This window comes from Brevundimonas terrae (genome assembly GCF_011761985.1).
GTDB classification, from domain to species: Bacteria; Pseudomonadota; Alphaproteobacteria; order Caulobacterales; family Caulobacteraceae; genus Brevundimonas; species Brevundimonas terrae.
Genome location: NZ_JAASQT010000002.1, coordinates 26414 through 47005, shown reverse-complemented (window position 1 = coordinate 47005; position 20592 = coordinate 26414). Strand labels below are relative to the sequence as shown.

Sequence of the window (20592 nt, the reverse complement as noted above, 5' to 3'; positions counted from 1 at the left end):
AAGCCGGAGGATGACGGAGGTAGTGGGGCCGCTTACTCCTGCAAGAGGCGGGGCAGTTTGAAGGTGATGGTTTCGCGGGCGCCGTCGTCTTCGGTCAGGGTAACGTCGAAACGCTGGCGTACCGCCTCGATCAGGCCTTCGACCAGCGGCTCGGGCGCGGAGGCACCAGCGGTGATGCCCAGCGTGTTCACGCCGTCGAACCAGCTCCAGTCCACATCGCTGGCATCATCGACCAGACGGGCGGCCTTGGCCCCTGCGGTCAGGGCCACATCGACCAGACGGGCCGAGTTGGACGAGTTCTTGGAGCCGACCACCAGCACCAGATCACAGCCGTCGCCCAGCTTTTTCACGGCTTCCTGACGGTTGGTGGTGGCGTAGCAGATGTCTTCCTTGTGCGGATCGGGAAGCTCGGGGAAGCGGCGCTTTAGAACCGCCAGAATCTGCGAGGTGTCATCGACCGAAAGGGTAGTTTGCGTGGCATAGGCCAAAAGCGCATCGCCCGGACGCTCGAACTTTTCGGCATCCTCGACGGTTTCCACCAGCGAGATTGCCCCTTCGGGCAGTTGGCCCATCGTGCCGACGACCTCGGGGTGGCCCGCATGGCCGATCAGGATGATGTGGCGGTTGTTCTTGAAATTGCGCTCGGCCTCGACATGGACCTTGGACACCAGCGGACAGGTGGCATCCAGATAGAGCATCTGGCGGGACTTGGCCGTCGCCGGTACCGACTTGGGCACGCCGTGCGCCGAAAACACCACCGGACGGTCGTCGGGGCATTCATCCAGTTCTTTCACAAACACCGCACCCAGCGCCTTCAGGCGTTCGACCACATGGCGGTTATGCACAATCTCGTGGCGCACATAGACAGGCGCGCCATATTTCTCGATGGCCCGCTCTACGATCTGGATGGCGCGGTCCACACCGGCGCAAAAGCCGCGCGGCGTTGCCATACGGATGGTCAGGGGGCGCTTGGACATGGCGTGCGGATCGGCGGACACAGGAGAAATCATGGCTGTGAACCTAATGGTTTGCGCCGCACTTCGCCACTAGGACGAAGCGTCTATCCGCGCAAAGCGCATGTTACGGCTTCGATTATGGTGCACTTGGCGCATTGCCTGTTTGCGGCGTCTTGCTTTAGCCGCTATCACCGGACAGCGTGGTTCGCCGGAACAAGACTATCACCGATAGACTTGTGCCTGTCCCACCTGCCCTTTCGATTGCCGGAAAGATCCAGATGCGTCGCGTCCTGACCGCCCTTGCTGCTGCCGCCATTACGGCGTCGATGATGCCCACCACTGCCGTTGCACAACAACGACCAAGCCAGGGCCAGGGACAACAGGCCGATGCGGCCAAGCCTCGCCCGATGCGCTTTGCGCCGCTGTCACGCCGCGCCAATGCCGGTCCGTGCCCGTACGTCAAGATTCTGTATGATGCCGCCCGCTATGTGGAACTGAGCGACTTTAGCCGCCCGTCCACCAATGGCGTTGGCTATACCGGCGAGATCGAAGGCGTCAGCTCGGACTGCTCGTACCGCGACAATGATCCGATCCGCGTCGATTTCAACCTGCTGTTCTCGCTGGGCAAGGGTCCGGCAGCAACGGGTGACGGCAAGACCTATCGCTATTGGGTGGCCGTGACCGAGCGCAACTCGGCTGTGCTGGAAAAAGAATATTTCGACCTGCCGGTGAACTTCAACGGTGCGGAACGCACCACGGCAGAACCCGCCCACACCATCGTCATTCCACGTGCCGAAGCCACCACTTCGGGCGGCAATTTCGAAATCCTGATCGGTTTCGAAATCTCGCCTGAACAAGCTGAATTCAACCGCTCGGGCAGCCGCTTCCGCCCTCAAGCTGGCCAAACGAACTAAGAATATGACCGACCTCAAAACTGTACTCAGCGAAGCGGTCGCCACCGCCTTCGCTGCCGAAGGCGTGGACGCCGCTCTGGCCCGCGTTACCCCGTCGGACCGTCCCGATCTGGCCGACTTCCAGTCCAATGGCGCGCTGGCCGCTGCCAAGGCGTTGAAGGCCAATCCGCGCGAACTGGCCGCCAAGGTCGCCGCGCATCTGGAAGGCCATCCGGCCCTGTCCGCTGTCGAGATCGCCGGTCCCGGCTTCATCAATATGAAGCTGTCGGATGCCGCCCTGTCGCAACGCGCCGGTGAAGTGGCGACCGATGCCGACAAGGCCGGTGCCGCTGCGGTGGCCGATGCCCGCAAGGTCGTGATCGATTATGGCGGCCCGAACGTGGCCAAGCCGATGCACGTCGGCCACCTGCGTTCGTCCATCATCGGTGAAAGCCTGAAGCGCATCTTCCGCTTCCGTGGCGACGACGTGATCGGCGATGCCCACTTTGGAGACTGGGGTTTCCAGATGGGCCTTCTGATTACCGCCTGCGGTGATGAAGGCATTGCAGATGCGTTTATGGTCGAGGGTGATGGTCCCTTCCCGTCAGAAAGCCCCGTCTCGCTGGCCGATCTGGAACGCCTGTATCCGCTGGCCGCCGGTAAGGCCAAGGAAGACCCTGTTTTCCGCGACCGCGCCCGTAAGGCGACCGCCGAACTGCAAGCTGGCCGCGCCGGTTACCGCGCTCTGTGGCAACATTTCGTGGCTGTCAGCCGTACAGCTCTGACGCGCGAATTCTCGGCTCTGGATGTGACCTTCGACCTTTGGAACGGCGAAAGCGACGCCGATCCGGTCATGGAAGAAATGATCGCCGACCTGAAGGCCAAGAGCCTGCTGGTGCCGGATGCGGGCGCACAGGTTGTCCACGTCGCGCGCGAAGGCGAGACCCGCAAGAAGAAGCTGGATGACGGCTCGGTTGTGCAGGTGCCCTCGCCGCCGCCGCTGCTGGTCATCTCGTCGGAAGGTTCGGCCATGTATGGCACGACCGATCTGGCCACCATTCTGGACCGCAAGAAGTCGATTGCGCCGGACCTGATCCTGTACGTCGTCGACGAGCGTCAGGCCGAGCATTTCGAACAGGTGTTCCGCGCCGCCTATCTGGCCGGTTACGCGCCCGAAAAGTCGCTGGAGCATCTGGGCTTTGGCACCATGAACGGCACGGACGGCAAGCCGTTCAAGACCCGCGCGGGCGGCGTTTTGAAACTGCACGACCTGATCACCATGACCACCGACAAGGCGCGCGAGCGTCTGAAGGATGCGAAACTGGGTGACGATCTGCCGGAAGCCGAGTTCGAGGAGATCGCGCACAAGGTGGCCATCGCCGCCCTGAAATTCGCCGACCTGTCGAACGCCCGCACCACGTCCTATGTGTTTGATCTCGACCGCTTTACCAGCTTCGAGGGCAAGACCGGCCCTTACCTGCTGTATCAGGCTGTGCGTATCAAATCCCTGCTGCGTAAGGCCGCCGATCAGGGTGCTGAAGCGGGCGAGATTGTTATCGCCGAACAGGCCGAGCGCGATCTGGCCCTGACGCTGGATGCGTTCAGCACGGCCGTGTCGGATGCCTATGACAAGCGCATGCCGCACCTGATTGCCGAACATGCCTATCGCGTGGCGCAGAGCTTCTCGAAGTTTTACGCTGCCTGTCCGGTGCTGGCGCAAGGACATGAAGCCACCCGTGGCTCGCGCCTTTCCCTGTCGGCGGCAAGCATGATGCAACTGGAAACGGCGCTGCGCCTGCTGGGTATCCAGACGCCGGAACGCATGTAAGCGGATCGGTTAGACGCACAAATCAAAGAAAGGCCGGACGCTGGGTTATCGTCCGGCCTTTTTGTTTGCCCTTACGGGTTTGCGTAGTCTCGTAAAGGAAAAAGGATTGCCGCTATTTCTGCGGCGGTTGTTTCTGTTTCTGGCCAAATGCATCCTGAACCTCGTCCTTGTTGATGCGTGCCTCGGGTTGGCCGCGCTGGTTCAGGTTTTGCTCTTCGGTGCCATCGCCAAGCATACCCGGATGCAGATCGGGCTGCGGCTTGTTCGGGTCGGGCTGTGCCATAGACATCTCCGTGTTTTGCCATCCCAGCGATAAATTAACCCGCCATCCTCCACCGCGTTCCGCACAGGGCGTTCACGATTTCGCTGCCGATAGATTGCGCGGCGGGGTTGGGGTATAGTCAGTAATGACTGATAGCCTCCCCTCCGCTTCCGTATTCGACATCGAAACCTTTGTGGCCAAGCTGCCCAAGGCCGAACTTCACCTGCACATCGAAGGCTCGCTTGAGCCGGAACTGATGTTCGAACTGGCCCAGCGCAACAATGTCGCCATCCCCTTCGACAGCGTTGAAGCCGTGCGCGCCGCCTACGACTTCTCGAACCTGCAGGACTTCCTCGACATCTATTATGCGGGCGCAAATGTGCTGCTGACCGCGCGCGATTTCGAAGACCTGACCTTTGCCTATTTCAAGCGCATCGCCGCCGATAATGTGCGCCATGCCGAGATCTTCTTTGACCCGCAGACCCACACCGATCGCGGCGTGGCGTTTGAAACGGTCGTCGAGGGCATCATTGCCGGTATGAACCGCGCCGAGGCCGAGCTGGGTGTGACCTCGGGTCTGATCCTCAGCTTCCTGCGCCACCTGCCGGAAGAGGCCGCGTTTGCGACGCTGGAAATGGCCAAGCCCTATCTGGACCGTTTCATCGGTGTCGGCCTCGACAGCTCCGAAATGGGCCACCCGCCGTCCAAGTTCGAGCGCGTCTTTGCGGCGTGCCGTGAGCTGGGACTGAAAATCTGCGCCCATGCCGGTGAGGAAGGCCCGCCGGAATATGTGCATGAGGCGCTGGACCTGCTGAAGATCGACCGCATGGATCACGGCAACCGTGCCATGGAGGACGAGGCTCTGGTGGCGCGTCTGGCCAAGGAACAGATGACCCTGACCGTCTGCCCGCTGTCGAACCTGAAGCTGTGCGTGGTCAAGGACCTGAAGGATCACCCGATCCCGAACATGCTGGCCAAGGGTCTGCACGTCACCCTGAACTCGGACGACCCGTCCTATTTCGGCGGCTATGTGAACGACAACTATATCCAGTTGGCCAAGGCCGTGGGCCTGACCCGCGAACAGATCATCCAGATGGCGCGTAACTCGTTCGAGGGCAGCTTCCTGCCGGACGAGAAGAAGGCGCAATATCTGGCCGAGATCGACGCCTACGTCGCGGCAAACTGATTAGCGAAAGCCCCGCCCGAAACGGCGGGGCTTTTTCTTTACCACCTAGCTTCGTCATCCCCCGACTTGATCGGGGGATCCAGCGGCACCGAAGGTGATCTTACTTGAACTGCAATGCCCACCTTTTGGCTGTTACGCGCCGCCCTTGGTTCGCGCTCACGCGCGCCGCTGGACCCTCCGGTCAAGCCGGAGGGTGACGGCGGAAAGGGTGACTCCACACGCGCATTTGTTCCTGTTATGTTCTTAACATGGAACCCCCGCTACCCCATCCTGATCCGGCTCAACTGCGCTGGCTGTTCATTGACCTGAACGCCTTTTTTGCCAGTGCCGAGCAGCAGATGAACCCCGACTGGCGGGGCAAGCCGGTGATTGTGCGCCCTGCCCCCAGTGAATATTCGGGGGCAATTGCTGCCAGCTATGAAAGTCGCCCATACGGTATCCGCACCGGAACGCGGGTGTCGGAGGCGCGCAAACTATGCCCCGACCTGATCGTCGCCGAGGCGCGGCCGGATGTGTATGTGAAGCTGCACAAACAGATCATGGCCGAGATCAATCTGCATATTCCGGTCTTCAAGGTCGGCTCGATTGACGAATGTTCGTGCGAGCTTCAGGGACCGGAGCGGATCGAGGCCAATGCCGTGGCACTGGCGCGGCGTATTCAGGACGGCATCAAGAAGAATGTCGGGGAATGCCTGAGGTCGTCGGTGGGGCTGGCTCCGTCGCGTTTTCTGGCCAAGACGGCGTGCGGGATGAAAAAGCCCGATGGCCTGACTATTTTGCGCCTCCATGAACTGCCCGCGCCCTTGCTGGACCTGCCGGTATCGGACTTTCCGGGGATCGGGCGACGGATGCAGCAGAGGCTGGCGGCGGCGGGTATTCACGACACGCAAGGACTGTGGGCCATGAGCCCCAAACAGGCCCGCGCCGTCTGGAACAGTGTCGAGGGCGAGCGTATCTGGCGCGGCCTGCATGGTCTGCATACCGAACTGCCGCCCGAACAGGCCCCGGCCTCTATCGGGCACAGCCATGTGCTGGCCGCCGAGATGCGAACGCCGGAAAAAACCCGCGCCGTCGCCCGTCGTCTGCTGGTCAAGTGCGGGGCGCGGTTGCGGCGCATGGGGGTGACCGGAGGCGTGCTGGGCCTGCACATCGAGATGGAGGGTGCCGACCGCTATGAGCGCCGTCGCGGCGAGCGGGTGGCGGTGCAATGCCATCTGGACCCGACACAGGACACCTTTGCCCTTTTGGCGGCGCTGGACGGCTTGTGGCGTCAGGCCGCGCCGGTCCTGAAACGCGGGCGGCCCAATACGGTAGGGGTCAATATCCTCAACCTGAAACCGCGGGCCGCGTTCGAGGCCGACCTGTTCAGCGACGGGCCGGATATGAACGGCAATGCGCCATCCTTGCGGCTGTCACAGGCGATGGATGAACTGAACAAACGCTTTGGCAAGGACACGATCAGCATCGGTCCCAATGCCGGATTGCCTGCCTATATCGGGGCCAAGATCGCCTTTAACCGCATTCCGGACGAAGAGGATTTCTGGGAGTGAAGGCCGGAGCCCCTTCAACAGTTTTTAGAAAATAACGTCCTCATTTCATGGAGCCTATTTGTTCAATCCCCATTCATCGAACATGGCTTTTATGGGCCTATCTCAAGGCGTTGGGCCTTAATGAACGGGAATAGAATGTCGTCTCGAATGATCCGCACGGCTATCAGCGCCGCTGTCCTTGCCACCATGGTGGCCAGCCCTGCCCTCGCGCAGGAAATCGGCGCACAACCGACCTTTTCCAATCTGACGCTGGAGGCCGGTTTCACACCCGACCCCTATCGTATCCAGTTGACCGCAGGCGGAGACATTAACGTAGAGCGCACACAGGGCGGCGAATGCGTGGGCATGATCGCCAATGCACCGGATATCCGCCTGACCTACAGCCCCGACGAACTGCCCCTGAATATTCGCGTCAGCTCCAAGGAAGACACCACCCTGGTCATCAATGGCCCCGACGGTAGCTGGTATTGCGACGATGACAGCGGCGGCGGCGAAAACCCGATGATCAGCTTCACGGACCCGGAAGAAGGCGTCTATGAAATCTGGGTCGGCACCTATGAGGACGAGCCAGTTCCGGCAACGGTCATCATCACCGAACTGGACGACTAAGCCCTGAATACCGCTCCGGCTGGTCCACGCCCGCCGGAGCGAAACAGGTGTCAGAGGCGGGTGACGCCCAGTGCCGCAAAGCTGTCGCGGGCGGCCTGCGCCGTTTCAGGGGCGATGGCGCGGCAGGCGTCTTCGATGACGATGGCGTCAAAGCCTTCGCGCACGGCGTCTTCGGCGCTGTAGCGGACGCAATAGTCATAGGCGAGGCCGCAGATGAATACGCGCTTGATGCCGAGGCCGCGCAGAAGGCCCGACAGGCCCGTCGAGGTCTGGTGGTCGTTCTCGAAAAAGGCGGAATAGGAGTCCACCGCAGGGTTTGCGCCCTTGCGGATGATGGCCGCGGCCCGCTGGATGGCAGGGGCCACAGCGGGGTGGAAGTCTGCGCCCGACGTGCCCTGCACACAGTGGTCAGGCCACAGCATTTGCGGGCCGTAGGCGACCTCGATCTGGGTGAACGGGGCCGCACCTTCGTGGTTTGAGGCAAAGCTGATCTGGTCGGGCGTATGCCAGTCCTGAGACACGATCACGGTTTTGAAGCGGGCCGCGATCGCATTCAGCAACGGCATGATCCCCGCCCCGCCCGATACCGCTAAGGCCCCGCCTTCGCAGAAATCGTTCTGCGGATCGACGACGATCAGGGCATCGGTATCGAGAACGTCAAAGGCGGGGATGTTCATTCGCTTAGACCCCGCAAGTATCGGCGATGATGTCGATTTCGTTGGCGGAGCCGAGGATGACGGGGACGCGCTGGTGCAGCTCGGTCGGGGTGACGTCGAGGATGGCGGCGCGGCCGTCGGTGGTGGACTTGCCACCGGCCTGCTCGACGAGGAAGGACATGGGGTTGCCTTCGTACATCAGGCGCAGCTTGCCCGGCTTGTTCGGCTCGCGCTTGTCCCATGGATACAGGAACACGCCGCCGCGCATCATGATGCGGTGAACGTCGGCGACCATGGCGGCGACCCAGCGCATGTTGAAATTCTTGCCGCGACCGCCTTCGACGCCTTGCAGACAACCGGCGACATAGGTCTGGACGCCCTGCGCCCAATGGCGCTGGTTCGACATGTTGATGGCGAACTCTTTGGTGTCGGCGGAAATCTTGATGTCGGGGTGGGTCAACAACCACTGGCCGTCCAGCGACAAGGTGAAACCGGCCACACCGTTACCCGTCGTCAGCACCAGCATGGTCTGGCCGCCATACAGCACATAACCCGCTGCCAGTTGCTTGCGGCCATCCTGAAGGAAGGACGCGTCGGTAATGTCGCCCTCGGGGGCGGCCAGAACCGAGAAGATGGTGCCAACGGGCGCATTGATGTCGATATTGCTGGAACCATCCAGCGGGTCGAACAGCACCAAGAATTTGCCGCCCGAATGCGGGGCTGGCTGGCAATTGTCCATTTCTTCGGAGGCCACACCGGCCACCAGCGGGGATGCCAGAAGCTGATCGGTCAGGATGTCGTTGGAGATGACGTCGAGTTTTTTCTGCTCTTCGTCCTGCACGTTCACACTGCCCGATGCGCCAAGGGCACCGGCCAGCGCACCGCCCGACACGACTTTGCGGATATCCACACACGCCGAGGCCACCAGAGCCAGCAGTTCGGACAGGCCTTGCGGCAGTGCGGCACCGTCAAGATGGGTGGCAAGGTCGATGCGGGTATCGGTCATTTTGGCGGTCATCTCGCAAACGGCAAACAGATTAGGCTCTCAATGACGCCTCAAAACCGTTCCGACAAGTCCGGTGCCGCTTGACTTCGAACAGGAGTCGATGGCTTAGGACATTTGCTCTCGCGGGAGAGATCGGGAGACGGGCAACCGTCTTTCGGAGCCGAAGGCGCAACCGCCCCGGAAACGCTCAGGCAAAAGGACCGCGAAAGCTACTAAACGCTGGAAAGTCGCTCAAGGGTCACGAGGGGTCCGAAAGCGCGCCGAAGGAGCAAGGTCGCCTGTCCCCCGGGCTGATCGGAATCTCTCAGGCTTAAGGGACAGCGGGGGCGCGGACGGCAAGGCCTTTGCCGTGATGACGCGACTCCGGAGTGCGCCTTATGAGCGACGAGATCCTGAAAACCACCCCGCTTAACGCGGCCCACCGTGCGCTGGGAGCGCGTATGGTCGGTTTCGGCGGCTATGACATGCCTGTGCAATATGAAGGCGTGCTGGCCGAGCACAAATGGACGCGCGAACATGCGGGTCTGTTCGACGTCTCGCACATGGGTCAGGCCAAGATCACCGGCAAGGACGCCATCGAGCAGTTCGAGCGTTTCGTTCCCGGCGACTACAAGATCGTCAAGGACCACAAGCAGAAATACACCCACCTGCTGAACGACAATGGCGGCATCATGGATGACCTGATGGCGGGCAAGCCCGACCATGACGGTCTGTATGTCGTCGTCAATGCCGGTAACAAAGACGCCGACTTTGCCTATCTGAACGCCAATCTGGCGGGCGATGCCAAGCTGGAAATCCTCGAAGACCGCGCGCTGCTGGCGCTGCAAGGGCCGGAAGCCGTGGCTGTGCTGTCGGCATTCGAGCCTGCTGTCGCCGAGATGGCCTTTATGGACGTCAACTGGCTGAACATTTTCGGCACCAACTGCATCATTTCGCGCTCGGGCTATACGGGCGAGGACGGCTTTGAAATCTCGATGCCGAACGCCGATGCCGAGCGTATCTGGAACACCATTCTGGGTGACGAGCGCGTCAAGCCGATCGGTCTGGGCGCACGCGACAGCCTTCGTCTGGAAGCCGGTCTGCCGCTGCACGGTCACGACATGGACGCCACCACGTCGCCGGTCGAAACCGATCTGGCCTTCACTATTTCCAAGTCACGCAAGGAAGCCGCCGATTTCCCGGGTGCCGAGCGCATCCTGAAGGAACTGGCTGAAGGCCCGTCGCGCAAGCGCGTCAACCTGATCGTCAAGGAAGGCGCTCCGGCCCGTGAAGGCGCAGAGATCGCCGATGCGGACGGCAATGTCATCGGCGTGGTCACCTCGGGTGGCCCCTCGCCTTCGACCGGCAACAAGATCGCCATCGGCTTTGTGCCGCCGGCCTTTACCGAAATCGGGACCGAGCTTCAGGTGCTGGTCCGTGGTCGCCCTTCGGCAGCTACGGTCGTCGCCTCGCCGTTCGTGCCCACCCGCTATTATCGCAAACCCAAGGCTTGAGAGGGATCAGCCATGAAATTCACCACAGATCACGAGTGGGTATCGCTGGACGGCGATATCGCCACTGTCGGCATTTCGGCCCACGCTGCCGAAGCCCTCGGCGACGTTGTGTTCGTTGAAACCCCGCAGGTCGGCAAGACCTTCGCCAAGGGTGACAGCTTCGCCGTTGTGGAATCGGTCAAGGCCGCATCCGACGTTTACGCTCCGGTCTCGGGCGAAGTGGTCGAGGCCAACGAAGCCCTCGCCGACGCACCGGAAACCGTGAATGCCTCGCCGGAAGGTGAAGGCTGGTTCGCCAAGATCAAGATCTCGGATGCTTCCCAGCTGGACGGCCTGATGGACAAGGCGGCTTACGACGCCTTCCTCGCGACCCTCTAAGACTTTCGCCCGCTTCGGCCCTGCCGGAGCGGGCTTGCTTTTACCCCTTCCCACTAGTCCGGCCCCAAGCCGGATGGATCGGACCTGACCATGCGTTACCTCCCTCTGACCGCCGATGATCGCGAGGCCATGCTGGCCGCGATCGGCGCCAAGTCGATCGATGACCTGTTTGTGGACGTGCCTGAAAGCGCACGCCTGAGCGCCCCTGTGGACCTGCCGCGCGTTGCGGGCGAGTTGGAGGTCGAACGCGCCCTGTCCGCCATGGCCGCCAAGAACGCCACCGCCGGTTCGGTGCCGTTCTTCTGTGGCGCCGGTGCCTATAAGCACCACGTTCCGGCCACGGTGGATCACGTGATCCAGCGTTCGGAATTCCTGACCTCGTACACCCCGTACCAGCCGGAAATCGCGCAAGGTACGCTGCAGTATCTGTACGAGTTCCAGACGCAGGTTGCGAACCTGACGGGTATGCCGGTTGCCAACGCCTCGCTGTATGACGGTTCGACCGCCATGGCCGAGGGCGTGCTGATGGCCACCCGCGTCACCCGCCGCAACAAGGCTGTGATCTCGGGCGGTGTTCACCCGCACTATGTCCGCGCCACCGAGACTGTGGTTCACGCCATGGGCGTTGAAACGCAGGTTCTGGCCCCTGCCGTCGATGCCGAAGCCGATGTCATCGCCCAGATCGGCCCTGACACCGCCTGCGTCGTCGTGCAGACCCCGAACGTGTTCGGCACCGCCACCGACGTCACCAAGATCGCCGAGGCCGCACAGGCCCACGGCGCGCTGCTGATCGTCGTCGTGACCGAGGCCGTGTCGATGGGCCTGCTGAAGTCGCCCGGTGAAATGGGTGCCGACATCGTGGCCGGCGAAGGCCAGTCGATCGGTAACGCCCTGAACTATGGCGGTCCTTACATCGGTCTGTTCGCCACCCGCGAAAAGCTGCTGCGCCAGACGCCGGGTCGCTATTGCGGTGAGACGGTCGATTCCGACGGCCGCCGTGGCTTTGTTTTGACGCTTTCGACCCGCGAGCAGCATATCCGCCGCGACAAGGCGACGTCGAACATCTGCACCAACTCCGGTCTGTGCTGCCTCGCCTTCACTATCCATATGAGCCTGCTGGGTGAAACGGGCTTACGCCAACTGGCCCTGTTGAACCACGAAAAGGCACTGGCCACGCGCGATGCACTGGCCGCGATTGATGGCGTTGAGGTTCTGACCCCGCGCTTCTTCAACGAGTTTGCGATCAAGCTGCCGAAGAATGCCACCGATGTGGTCGAGCAACTGGCGGCCCAAGGCATTCTGGCCGGTGTGCCTTACAGCCGTCTGGCACCGGAAGCGGGTCTGGACGATGTGCTGCTGGTCGCCGCAACGGAAACCACGCTGGACGCCGACATCAAGATTTTGGCGGGTGCGCTCGCCAAGGTTCTGGCGGCCTAAGGGGAGATTGATAATATGAGCACGATGAACACTGTCGGCCGTCCGACCACCCCAAACACCCTGCCGGACAATGACTACAAGCACCCGACCCTGACGGGCGGTCGCGGTCTGTTGCAGGACGAGGCCCTGATCTTCGAAGGCGAAGGCTGGGGCAAGACCGGCGTCGATCTGCCGACACCGAAAACCGATGGTTCGGACCTCGGTGATCTGGTCCGTCGCGACCCGATCGGCCTGCCCGGTCTGTCGGAGCCGGAAGCCATGCGCCACTATGTGCGCCTGAGCCAGAAGAACCACGCCATCGATCTGGCCATCTATCCGCTGGGTTCGTGCACGATGAAGCACAATCCGCGTCTGAACGAGAAGATGGCCCGCTTGGCCGGTTTCTCGGACATCCACCCGCTGCAACCGCAATCGACGGTTCAGGGCGCGCTGGAGCTGATGGATACCCTGTCGCACTGGCTGACCACCCTGACGGGCATGCCGGCGGTTGCACTGTCGCCCAAGGCAGGCGCGCACGGTGAACTGTGCGGCCTGATGGCTATCCGCGCCGCCCACGAAGCCAAGGGCGAGCACGAGCAGCGCCGCAAGGTGCTGGTGCCGACCTCGGCGCACGGCACCAACCCTGCGACCGCAGCCTTCGTTGGCTATTCGGTCGTGGAAGTGGCCCAGACCGATGACGGTCGCGTGGACGTGGCCGATCTGGCGAGCAAGCTGGGTCCGGACGTGGCGGCCATCATGGTCACCAACCCGAACACCTGCGGTCTGTTCGAGCGCGACATCATGGAAATCAGCCGCCTGACCCACGAGGCCGGTGCCTATTTCTATTGTGACGGTGCCAACTTCAACGCCATCGTCGGTCGCGTGCGTCCGGGCGATCTGGGCGTCGATGCCATGCACATCAACCTGCACAAGACCTTCTCGACGCCGCACGGCGGCGGCGGTCCGGGCGCAGGTCCGGTCGTGCTGTCCGAAGCCCTCGCCCCGTTCGCACCCGCCCCTTGGGTCGTGAACACGGGTGACGGCTACAAACTGGTCGAGCGTGAAGAGGACGAGGCCGAGCAGGCCTTTGGCCGTCTGTGCGCCTTCCAGGGGCAAATGGGCATGTATGTGCGCGCCCTCAGCTACATGATGTCCCACGGTTCTGACGGTCTGCGTCAGGTCGCCGAGGATGCCGTGCTGAACGCCAACTACATCAAGGCCCGTCTGGAAGACCTGATGAGCCCGGCCTTCCCGGACGGCCCGTGCATGCACGAGGCCCTGTTCGACGACGAATGGCTGAAGGGCACGGACATCACCACGCTCGACTTCGCCAAGGCGATGATCGACGAGGGCTTCCACCCGATGACCATGTACTTCCCGCTGGTGGTACACGGTGCGATGCTGATCGAGCCGACCGAGACGGAATCCAAGGCCGAGCTGGATCGCTTCATCCACGCCATGCGTCTGCTGGCGCAGGCCGCGAAGGACGGTGACGTCGAACGCTTCAAGGGCGCACCGTTCCACGCCCCGATGCGTCGTCTGGACGAGACCCGTGCGGCCCGCTCGCCCAAGCTGCGCTGGGTCAAGCCGGAAGGCTCCAACCACGCCGCCTAAGGCCGGTTGACAAACCCTGACCAAAGCAACGCCGTGTCTTTCGGGACACGGCGTTTTCTTTTGTGGGGTCATGACACCTTGTTCACCTAGCAGTCATGGTTCGGCCACCAATCTAGGTTGATATCGGTCATCGATTTAGTTCTCCCCGATTTGTGCCTTTAGACGTTTCCCGATTCCTCCCGAAAAGACTGCTGCGCCCGTGTCTCTGGTTCTGACCTCCCTGCCGCAACCTTCGCGCCGTCCGGCGTCGAAGAACCGCATGCGCCGTTTGGCCATGATGACGCTGGGTGTGTTCATTATCCTGGTCGGGATCATCATCTCGCCCCTGCCGGGTCCGGGCGGTATTCCGGTGATCACGCTGGGTCTGATCGTGGTGCTGCGCCATTCGTACTGGGCCAAGCGCCAGTTCATCAAGGCACAGCGGGCCAAGCCGAAATGGGTCTACCCGTTCCGTCGCCTGATGCGCAAAAACCCCGAGATCGCGCCGGTGTTCTGGCAACAGGCCCTGCGCGTCGAGAAGATGGTGGTGCGCTCCAAGCGTCACCGCGCCCTGCCGCGTATGCGCCGCCGTATCCGCTGCATGTACCGCCGTGCCATGCGTAACCGCACGCGCGGCCTGCGTACCGCCCGCAAGCGCCACTTCTAAAACCGACCTACAGACCCCTCTCCTGCCCCGCAGATCGCCTTGTTGCGCCTTATGGCCAAGGCTCGCACGCTAAAGTGAACGCTGTTTTTCGACATTCGCTCGAAAATGGCATACTCTGGTTGTGCGTAGTCTCGGTGTGTTGGCGTTGGGAGGCGCTATACTAATGATGTCACGCGTAAAAAACGGCATGATTGCCGGTGTGGCTGCAACTGCAGTTGTCTCGGTCCTTGAGGCCGTTAATATGTTCGCACTCAAGATGTTCCCCGCTTTTCCGCTGATCGTCGCAAAGATGTTCGGCATGACCGGCAATGTTGCAGCCGGATGGGCGTTGCACATCTTTATGGGTATCGTGATCCTGGGGACGGCCTTTGGCCTGATCTATGATCGCCTGCCGACCAAGGTTCCAATGGCCAAGGGCATCACCTTTGCTGTCGGGGCATGGGTCGTATTGATGATCTACGTCATCATGATCGTCCCCGGTCAGCGCATCCTGCCTTCCGGCGGTTTCGATATCATCGCCTGGATGCTGGCCACCCACGCCGTCTATGGCGCTGTGCTGGGTTCTACGTTCAACCGTCTGCTGCAACGTGACAAACATCACATCCATCCAGCGGGCGCTGCCCCCGCCCACTAGGCGCGGAACAGCAAAGGGCCGATACGGCCTATAAGGTTACGAAAAAAGGCCCCGCAGAAAAGCGGGGCCTTTTGACGTTTCAGACCTTGCGGCCAGAAAGTTTTAGTTCAGCTTGCCGGCCAGCTGGCCGATGGCTGCGTCCAGAGCCGGATCGCTCTTGGCACCGGCGATGCGGGCCGCGAGGATGTCCTGAGCCGCCTTGGCAGCGAGGTCAGCCGCAGCCGACTTCACTTCACGGGTGGCTTCGGCTTCGGCCTGAGCGATGCGGCGCTCGGCCAGAGCTTCACGACGAGCGGTCGATTCTTCGATACGGACCTTGGCTTCGGCTTCGAGGCGCTTGGCCTCGGCTTCGGCAGTGGCCAGCAGTTCGGCAGCTTGAGCTTCGGCCTCGGCCTTTTCCTTGCGGATCTGGGCCAGCATGGCTTCGGCTTCGGCACGCAGACGGGCGGCTTCGTCGAGGTCGGACTGGATCTTGGAGGCCTTGGCATCAAGACCGGCAGCAACCAGTTTCGGCACACCAGCCATGATGACGATGGCAAAGAAGACCAGCAGGCCGATGGCAACCCAGAATTCAGGGTTGGAGATGTCCCAGAAATGGCCAGTCAGAAAAGCGGGCATATCAGGCAGCTCCCTTGATGGTCGCGCTCAGCTCGGCAGCGGTCGGTGCCTTGCCGGTCAGACGCTCGACCATAGCGCTGGTGGCGTCGGTAGCGATGGTGGTGACGTTACCCATGGCGGCATCGCGGGTCGCGGCAATCTTGGCCTCGGCCTCGGCGATACGGGCACCGACGACAGCTTCGTCGGCAGCCAGACGGGCGTTGAATTCTTCGGTGACGCGGGCCTTCGCAGCGGCTGCGGTGGCGCGGGCGTCGGCGCGGGCCTTGTCGACCTCGGCGCGGGCAGCTTCGGCTTGAGCTTCAGCTTCGGCCTGAACCGAACGGGCGGTGGCAATAGCACCGTCGATGGTTTCGGCACGTTCGTCGATGACGCGGCGCATACGCGGCGCGAACACCTTGGCAATCAGCACATAGGTGATGGCGAACAGGATCAGCAGGTAGCCGATCTGGCCGGCCCAGTGCTGCATTTCGAACTGGGGCAGGCCGCCCGAGGCGTGCTCGGTGGAGGCATGGGTCTCGGCGGCTACGTCGCCGATCGGTGCTTCTAGTGTGGGTTCTGCGGCCATGGTCCGTCTGTCTATAGATCAGGACAACGGCGCGTAGGACGAACCTACGCGCCGTCGATACTGTGTGGTCTTCGTGAGGCTAGATTTAGCCGAAGATCATCAGGACGCCCAGCACGAAGGCCAGGATGCCCAGGGCTTCTGCCAGAGCGGCACCCACGAACAGGTTGCCGACTTGAGCGGCAGCAGCTGCCGGGTTGCGCAGAGCGCCAGCCAGGAATTGACCGAAGATGTTACCAACGGCCAGGGCCGAACCGATCATGCCGAGGGTGGCCAGACCAGCGCCGATGTACTTTGCGGCTTCAGCTTCCATGATGATTTCCTAAATCGAGAGAGCGTTAGAAGGTAGGGTTTAAGCGAACTGGTTTCAGGCCTTAGTGGCCTTCACCCAGGTTGACCACATCATTGAGGTAGATGCAGGTCAGAACAGTGAAAACGAAGGCCTGAAGGAAGGCCACCAGAAACTCTAGTGCGGTCATCGCAACAGTCATGCCCAGCGACAGCGCCGCGACGCCGAAGAAGGCGTAGGCGATACCGCCGGTGGCGATGGCCACAGCACCCAGTTGTACAACAAACTGAGCAAAAATCTTAAGGGCAACGTGGCCGCCCAGCATGTTGCCGAACAGACGAAGGGCCAGGGTGGCCGGACGCAGCAGGAACGAAACAAACTCGATCAGGCCGACAACCGGACGCAGCAGCAGCGGCGCGCCCACAGGCCAGAACAGCTTGAAGAAGCCCAGACCGTTCTTGACGAAGCCGACAACGACAACGGTCAGGAAGGAGATCAGGCCCAGCGTCATGGTGACGGCCAGTTGCGACGTCGCCGTGAAGGTCAGGAACATACCCAGCAGGTTCATCGACAGAACCAGCATGAACATGGTGAAGGCGAACGGGAAGTATTTCTTGCCCTCGTGACCGATGATCGACGAGGTCAGACCATCCACCATGCCGAACATGGTTTCGCCCGCAGCCTGCATACGGCCCGGAACGACGGAATTCTTGCTGGTAGCCAGCGTCAGGAAGCCCACCACAGCCGCAAACGCCAGCGTCATAGCGACGTGCGAATTGGTGATGGCGATCAGTTGTTCGCCCAGAACGGGAACATTGACCGTGCCGAGCTCAACGAGCGGCTTGACCTCAAATTGTTCAATCGGACCGGCCATGGAGCCTATCGTTCCTCGTCTTCGTTTAGCTCGACATCCGGCTCGCCCGCAGGGACTTCACCGAGTGCCTTGGCCTCTGCCATCAGCCGGTTGGCTGTACGACGGGCCATAAAAATGGACAGAGCGAAGCCCAAAAGGACACCGCCCACTATGCCTACAGGACGGGTATCGAACATGAAGTCGATACCAGCCCCGATACCCAGACCAATAAAGACGCCGCCCACCAGTTCGGCGACGATGCGCCAAGCCTGACTGACGACCTTCTGAGCCTCGGCCGAAGCAACAACTTCGGTCCGAGTCCGCGCCTCAAGTGCAGAAGCGCTTTTGGCGAGGCGTGCGATCGCCTCTTCGCGCGATTCCTTAGGTGAGGACATGGCCAATTCGCTCAGAGCCAAACAAGTTCGGCAGGGGTCTGAATTTCGCGCGGAACCTACAGATGCAGGGGCTTCAGGTCAAGGCGAACAAGACGCGACTTAAGTGCATGATTTTCAGCGATTTCTTATGGAGGTGCGAGCTTGCATCGCCCTTTCGTCTACGACTCGCTGTCTTCGGTGACGAAATCCTGTGCAAACTCGGGGGTATCCGGATCGATACCCGACAGCAAATCCTCGCCGTCTTCATCGGACACCAGCGACGGATCGGGCACTTCAAAGCCCACAGGCATGGACAGGTCCAGCAAACCCGCCGCCTTCATTTCCTGTACGCCCGGCAGATCATAAAGACCGGCAAGGCCGAAATGTTCGAGGAATCGGTCGCTCGTACCATAGGTCACAGGCCGCCCCGGTGTACGGCGACGCCCGCGCAGCCGCACAAAACCCATCTCCAGCAGCACATCCAGCGTGCCTTTGGACAGGGAAACGCCGCGCACGCTTTCAACCTCGGCACGGGTGCAGGGCTGGTGATAGGCAATGATGGCGAGGGTTTCCAAGGCCGCCTTGGACAGACGGCGCGGTTCCTCGCGCTCTTCGGTCATCAGGAAGCCGAGGTCCTCGGCGGTGCGAAAACGATAGCGCCCCGCCACACAGTCCAGTTCGACACCGCGTCCGGCATAGCGTTGTTGAAGCGCGGTCAGGGCACCGGACACATCGGCCCCTTCGGGCAGGCGACGTGACAGCTCTTCGCGCGACAGCGGGGCCGCTGCGGCAAAAAGTAGCGCCTCGATGCGGCGTTCGATTTCTTCGTGGTCGGGGGTGAAGTCGAGGCTCACGGTGTCAGCTCCAGAGGCTCACAGGGTCCACGGCGTTTCAACCAGATTTCGTCAAAGGGCTTTTCCTGCCGGATATCCATGCCGCCTTCTTTCACCAGTTCCAGCGAAGCCGACAGGGTCGAGGCCGTATAGCTGGCCTGTGTCGGGCCGTCATGGTCGTCGGGGCGTTGCGGGGCCACCCGTTCCAGCGGTGTCCAGTCGGCAAGGCGCGGCATGATTTCGCGCAGCCAGTCACGGGCGGCTTCCAGTTGGAAGGCCTCGACGCGCTGGCCGGGATTATAGTTGCGGCGTTCTTGTTTGATGCGCTGATGCACATAGGCACCCATCAGTTCGTACAGGCTGGCATCCACCTGATCGGAAGGGATGATGACTGTCTGTTCGGGATCGCCGCGCATAAAGACATCGCGCCCCAGTTGCGGGCGCTTGGTCAGGTTGGCGACGGCGGTACGCATGGCTTCCAGCTTTTGCAGGCGAAAGGCCAGTGCGGCGGCCATCTGCTCGGCGGGCGGCTCCTCGCCCTTGTCCTTTTCGTTGCGCGGAATCAGCAGGCGCGACTTGAGATAGGCCAGCCACGAGGCCATCACCAGATAGTCGGCGGCCAGCGAGAAGTTGCGGCGGCGCGCTTCATGAACGAACAGCAGATATTGTTCGGCCAAGCGGGTGATGGACAGTTTTAACAGGTCCACCTTTTGCCCGCGTGCCAGTTCCAGCAGGACGTGCAGTGGGCCTTCATAACCTTCGAGATCGACGACAAAGGTTTCCTTCTCCTCGGCCTGCTGGACCGCGGTGAAGTCGAGATTGGGCTGGAAGGCGTCGGTCATTTCCCCCTGCCCTCTCTCTATTAAGCCAGTGCCGGAGCTTGGGCTTCGCCGACATCAGGGCCGCGAGCGGCCGCAAAACGTCCGTCCATCGCCGCAAAGAAGCGGGCGCGGTCAGCCTCGATATCCAGCGGTTCGGGCAGGCGGACAATGCGGGCCAATGCAGCATCGGCGCGTTGCTTGGCCTCGCCCTTCAGCTTGGGCGTGGCCGACAGGACCTCGGCCATTTCGTCCAGCTTGCCATTACAGTGCAGCAGCATGTCACAGCCCGCAGCGATCGAGCGTTCGGCACGGTCTTTAAGCGTGCCTTGCAGCGCGTTCATCGACAGGTCGTCACACATGATCAGACCGCCAAAGCCCAGATGATCGCGCATCAGGCGGATACCGGCTTTTGACGTGGTGGCGGGCTCGGCGGCGTCAACGGCGGTGAACACCACATGGGCGGTCATGGCCATCGGCATGTCGGAATTGGCGCGGAAGGGCACAAAGTCCCATGCATCCAATTCCTCCAGCGGTGTTTCCACCACCGGCAGGTCATGGTGGCTGTCCGAAAAGGCACGGCCATGGCCCGGAATATGTTTGATGATCGGCAGGACACCGCCCGCCAGCATGCCCTCGGCAGCGGCGCGGCCCAGACGGGCCACGGTCTGCGGATCGCGGGCATAGGCGCGGTCACCGATAATGTCGTGGGCATCCGGCACCGGCACATCCAGCACCGGCACACAGTCCACATTGATCCCCAGTTCATGGAGGTCATGCGCCATCAGGCGTGCACCAAGGCGCACCAGTTCGCGCGCCTTGTTCACATCGCCGTCTGCGGCCTGAAGATAGGCGGCACCCGGCGGATATTTGGGCCAGAAGGGCGGGCCGAGGCGTTGCACACGCCCGCCTTCCTGATCGATCAGGACCGGCGCATCATCACGGCCCACACAGGCGCGAAGCTCTGAGACCAGAGCCTTTACCTGATCGGGGTTTTCGACATTGCGTCGGAAAAGAATAAAGCCCCACGGATTGGCCTCGGCGAAGAAGGATTTCTCCTCCGCCGACAGCCGATAACCCGCACAGCCGAAAATGACGGCAGAAACCACAGTCCCGAT

23 protein-coding genes and 1 riboswitch are annotated in these 20592 nt (G+C 61.8%); of the genes, 11 read left to right on the top strand and 12 right to left on the bottom strand.

The features are described from left to right. Positions 1-32: 32 nt before the first annotated feature. Entirely contained in the window at positions 33-977 is a 945-nt protein-coding gene (gene ispH, locus FHS64_RS04780; RefSeq protein ID WP_167177663.1) for a 4-hydroxy-3-methylbut-2-enyl diphosphate reductase, read from the bottom strand. Positions 978-1234: 257 nt separating this feature from the next. Here ispH and FHS64_RS04775 point away from each other — a divergent pair, with 257 nt between their 5' ends. After that, positions 1235-1870, top strand: a complete 636-nt coding sequence (locus tag FHS64_RS04775) for a Tat pathway signal sequence domain protein (RefSeq protein WP_167177661.1) — start codon at positions 1235-1237, stop codon at positions 1868-1870. A gap of 4 nt (positions 1871-1874) precedes the next feature. Next, the gene (gene argS, locus FHS64_RS04770; RefSeq protein WP_167176390.1) at positions 1875-3677 is read left to right on the top strand and encodes an arginine--tRNA ligase; all 1803 of its coding nucleotides are present in this window, start codon (positions 1875-1877) and stop codon (positions 3675-3677) included. Positions 3678-3789: 112 nt separating this feature from the next. Here the strand turns inward: argS and FHS64_RS04765 are convergent, their stop codons facing one another. Next, on the bottom strand, positions 3790-3960 hold the full coding sequence (locus tag FHS64_RS04765; protein WP_167176388.1) for a hypothetical protein: 171 nt from the start codon (positions 3958-3960) through the stop codon (positions 3790-3792). A 124-nt stretch (positions 3961-4084) separates the two neighbouring features. Between FHS64_RS04765 and FHS64_RS04760 the strand changes: the two genes are divergently transcribed. The 3 genes from FHS64_RS04760 to FHS64_RS04750 all read left to right on the top strand — a co-directional run bounded on the left by FHS64_RS04760 (position 4085) and on the right by FHS64_RS04750 (position 7284). Next, complete coding sequence (locus tag FHS64_RS04760) at positions 4085-5125, top strand: adenosine deaminase (protein WP_167176386.1); 1041 nt, start codon at positions 4085-4087, stop codon at positions 5123-5125. 248 nt (positions 5126-5373) lie between these two features. Next, positions 5374-6675: a Y-family DNA polymerase gene (locus FHS64_RS04755; protein WP_167176384.1), complete on the top strand. Its 1302-nt coding sequence runs from the start codon at positions 5374-5376 to the stop codon at positions 6673-6675. 135 nt (positions 6676-6810) lie between these two features. Continuing rightward, complete coding sequence (locus tag FHS64_RS04750) at positions 6811-7284, top strand: peptidase S1 (protein WP_208380641.1); 474 nt, start codon at positions 6811-6813, stop codon at positions 7282-7284. 50 nt (positions 7285-7334) lie between these two features. Here the strand turns inward: FHS64_RS04750 and pncA are convergent, their stop codons facing one another. Next, positions 7335-7961 (bottom strand): bifunctional nicotinamidase/pyrazinamidase, encoded by a 627-nt coding sequence (pncA, locus tag FHS64_RS04745; RefSeq protein WP_167176382.1) that lies wholly within the window; start codon positions 7959-7961, stop codon positions 7335-7337. A 4-nt stretch (positions 7962-7965) separates the two neighbouring features. After that, positions 7966-8946 carry a class 1 fructose-bisphosphatase gene (locus FHS64_RS04740; protein WP_167176381.1) on the bottom strand — a complete coding sequence of 327 codons (981 nt, stop codon included), beginning with the start codon at positions 8944-8946 and terminating at the stop codon, positions 7966-7968. Between the two features lie 113 nt (positions 8947-9059). Next, positions 9060-9159: riboswitch (glycine riboswitch) on the top strand. Positions 9160-9323: 164 nt separating this feature from the next. On the opposite strand from FHS64_RS04740, the gene gcvT reads away from it, so the two are divergent. The 6 genes from gcvT (at position 9324) to FHS64_RS04710 (ending at position 15127) form a co-directional block, all read left to right on the top strand. Then, the gene (gene gcvT, locus FHS64_RS04735; protein WP_167176379.1) at positions 9324-10439 is read left to right on the top strand and encodes a glycine cleavage system aminomethyltransferase GcvT; all 1116 of its coding nucleotides are present in this window, start codon (positions 9324-9326) and stop codon (positions 10437-10439) included. A 12-nt stretch (positions 10440-10451) separates the two neighbouring features. Beyond that, positions 10452-10817, top strand: a complete 366-nt coding sequence (gene gcvH, locus FHS64_RS04730; protein WP_167176377.1) for a glycine cleavage system protein GcvH — start codon at positions 10452-10454, stop codon at positions 10815-10817. A 90-nt stretch (positions 10818-10907) separates the two neighbouring features. Beyond that, positions 10908-12254: an aminomethyl-transferring glycine dehydrogenase subunit GcvPA gene (gene gcvPA / locus FHS64_RS04725; RefSeq protein ID WP_167176375.1), complete on the top strand. Its 1347-nt coding sequence runs from the start codon at positions 10908-10910 to the stop codon at positions 12252-12254. A gap of 15 nt (positions 12255-12269) precedes the next feature. Beyond that, positions 12270-13847 (top strand): aminomethyl-transferring glycine dehydrogenase subunit GcvPB, encoded by a 1578-nt coding sequence (gcvPB, locus tag FHS64_RS04720; RefSeq protein ID WP_167176373.1) that lies wholly within the window; start codon positions 12270-12272, stop codon positions 13845-13847. Positions 13848-14046: 199 nt separating this feature from the next. Then, the gene (locus FHS64_RS04715; protein WP_341771087.1) at positions 14047-14493 is read left to right on the top strand and encodes a PGPGW domain-containing protein; all 447 of its coding nucleotides are present in this window, start codon (positions 14047-14049) and stop codon (positions 14491-14493) included. A 163-nt stretch (positions 14494-14656) separates the two neighbouring features. Then, on the top strand, positions 14657-15127 hold the full coding sequence (locus FHS64_RS04710) for a DUF6789 family protein (protein ID WP_167176372.1): 471 nt from the start codon (positions 14657-14659) through the stop codon (positions 15125-15127). A 102-nt stretch (positions 15128-15229) separates the two neighbouring features. Here FHS64_RS04710 and FHS64_RS04705 read toward each other — a convergent pair whose 3' ends face one another. The 8 genes from FHS64_RS04705 to nagZ all read right to left on the bottom strand — a co-directional run bounded on the left by FHS64_RS04705 (position 15230) and on the right by nagZ (position 20583). Further along, positions 15230-15745: a F0F1 ATP synthase subunit B gene (locus FHS64_RS04705; RefSeq protein ID WP_167176370.1), complete on the bottom strand. Its 516-nt coding sequence runs from the start codon at positions 15743-15745 to the stop codon at positions 15230-15232. A 1-nt stretch (position 15746) separates the two neighbouring features. After that, positions 15747-16310, bottom strand: coding sequence for a F0F1 ATP synthase subunit B family protein (locus FHS64_RS04700; protein WP_167176368.1), 564 nt, complete (start codon positions 16308-16310; stop codon positions 15747-15749). Positions 16311-16395: 85 nt separating this feature from the next. Further along, complete coding sequence (locus FHS64_RS04695) at positions 16396-16620, bottom strand: F0F1 ATP synthase subunit C (RefSeq protein WP_167176366.1); 225 nt, start codon at positions 16618-16620, stop codon at positions 16396-16398. A 61-nt stretch (positions 16621-16681) separates the two neighbouring features. After that, positions 16682-17470 carry a F0F1 ATP synthase subunit A gene (locus FHS64_RS04690; protein WP_167176364.1) on the bottom strand — a complete coding sequence of 263 codons (789 nt, stop codon included), beginning with the start codon at positions 17468-17470 and terminating at the stop codon, positions 16682-16684. A 5-nt stretch (positions 17471-17475) separates the two neighbouring features. Beyond that, positions 17476-17844, bottom strand: a complete 369-nt coding sequence (locus FHS64_RS04685; protein ID WP_167176363.1) for an AtpZ/AtpI family protein — start codon at positions 17842-17844, stop codon at positions 17476-17478. Between the two features lie 158 nt (positions 17845-18002). After that, a complete protein-coding gene (scpB, locus tag FHS64_RS04680) occupies positions 18003-18677 on the bottom strand; it encodes an SMC-Scp complex subunit ScpB (protein ID WP_167176361.1) in 675 nt (224 codons plus the stop codon). Beyond that, positions 18674-19498 (bottom strand): segregation and condensation protein A, encoded by an 825-nt coding sequence (locus tag FHS64_RS04675; RefSeq protein ID WP_167176359.1) that lies wholly within the window; start codon positions 19496-19498, stop codon positions 18674-18676. The genes scpB and FHS64_RS04675 overlap by 4 nt, the downstream gene beginning before the upstream one ends. Before the next feature lie 20 nt (positions 19499-19518). Then, positions 19519-20583: a beta-N-acetylhexosaminidase gene (gene nagZ / locus FHS64_RS04670; protein ID WP_167176357.1), complete on the bottom strand. Its 1065-nt coding sequence runs from the start codon at positions 20581-20583 to the stop codon at positions 19519-19521. Positions 20584-20592: the final 9 nt, after the last annotated feature.

Excerpts from the sequence above, each read along its gene's own strand:
- FHS64_RS04760 (WP_167176386.1), top strand. The coding sequence starts at position 4,085 with ATGACTGATAGCCTCCCCTCCGCTTCCGTATTCGACATCGAAACCTTT.
- pncA (WP_167176382.1), bottom strand. The coding sequence starts at position 7,961 with ATGAACATCCCCGCCTTTGACGTTCTCGATACCGATGCCCTGATCGTC.
- gcvPA (WP_167176375.1), top strand. The coding sequence starts at position 10,908 with ATGCGTTACCTCCCTCTGACCGCCGATGATCGCGAGGCCATGCTGGCC.
- FHS64_RS04755 (WP_167176384.1), top strand. The coding sequence starts at position 5,374 with ATGGAACCCCCGCTACCCCATCCTGATCCGGCTCAACTGCGCTGGCTG.
- ispH (WP_167177663.1), bottom strand. The coding sequence starts at position 977 with ATGTCCAAGCGCCCCCTGACCATCCGTATGGCAACGCCGCGCGGCTTT.
- gcvPB (WP_167176373.1), top strand. The coding sequence starts at position 12,270 with ATGAGCACGATGAACACTGTCGGCCGTCCGACCACCCCAAACACCCTG.
- FHS64_RS04765 (WP_167176388.1), bottom strand. The coding sequence starts at position 3,960 with ATGGCACAGCCCGACCCGAACAAGCCGCAGCCCGATCTGCATCCGGGT.
- FHS64_RS04750 (WP_208380641.1), top strand. The coding sequence starts at position 6,811 with ATGTCGTCTCGAATGATCCGCACGGCTATCAGCGCCGCTGTCCTTGCC.
- FHS64_RS04700 (WP_167176368.1), bottom strand. The coding sequence starts at position 16,310 with ATGGCCGCAGAACCCACACTAGAAGCACCGATCGGCGACGTAGCCGCC.
- argS (WP_167176390.1), top strand. The coding sequence starts at position 1,875 with ATGACCGACCTCAAAACTGTACTCAGCGAAGCGGTCGCCACCGCCTTC.
- FHS64_RS04685 (WP_167176363.1), bottom strand. The coding sequence starts at position 17,844 with ATGTCCTCACCTAAGGAATCGCGCGAAGAGGCGATCGCACGCCTCGCC.
- gcvT (WP_167176379.1), top strand. The coding sequence starts at position 9,324 with ATGAGCGACGAGATCCTGAAAACCACCCCGCTTAACGCGGCCCACCGT.
- FHS64_RS04695 (WP_167176366.1), bottom strand. The coding sequence starts at position 16,620 with ATGGAAGCTGAAGCCGCAAAGTACATCGGCGCTGGTCTGGCCACCCTC.
- FHS64_RS04675 (WP_167176359.1), bottom strand. The coding sequence starts at position 19,498 with ATGACCGACGCCTTCCAGCCCAATCTCGACTTCACCGCGGTCCAGCAG.
- FHS64_RS04690 (WP_167176364.1), bottom strand. The coding sequence starts at position 17,470 with ATGGCCGGTCCGATTGAACAATTTGAGGTCAAGCCGCTCGTTGAGCTC.
- FHS64_RS04775 (WP_167177661.1), top strand. The coding sequence starts at position 1,235 with ATGCGTCGCGTCCTGACCGCCCTTGCTGCTGCCGCCATTACGGCGTCG.
- FHS64_RS04705 (WP_167176370.1), bottom strand. The coding sequence starts at position 15,745 with ATGCCCGCTTTTCTGACTGGCCATTTCTGGGACATCTCCAACCCTGAA.
- FHS64_RS04710 (WP_167176372.1), top strand. The coding sequence starts at position 14,657 with ATGATGTCACGCGTAAAAAACGGCATGATTGCCGGTGTGGCTGCAACT.
- gcvH (WP_167176377.1), top strand. The coding sequence starts at position 10,452 with ATGAAATTCACCACAGATCACGAGTGGGTATCGCTGGACGGCGATATC.
- FHS64_RS04740 (WP_167176381.1), bottom strand. The coding sequence starts at position 8,946 with ATGACCGATACCCGCATCGACCTTGCCACCCATCTTGACGGTGCCGCA.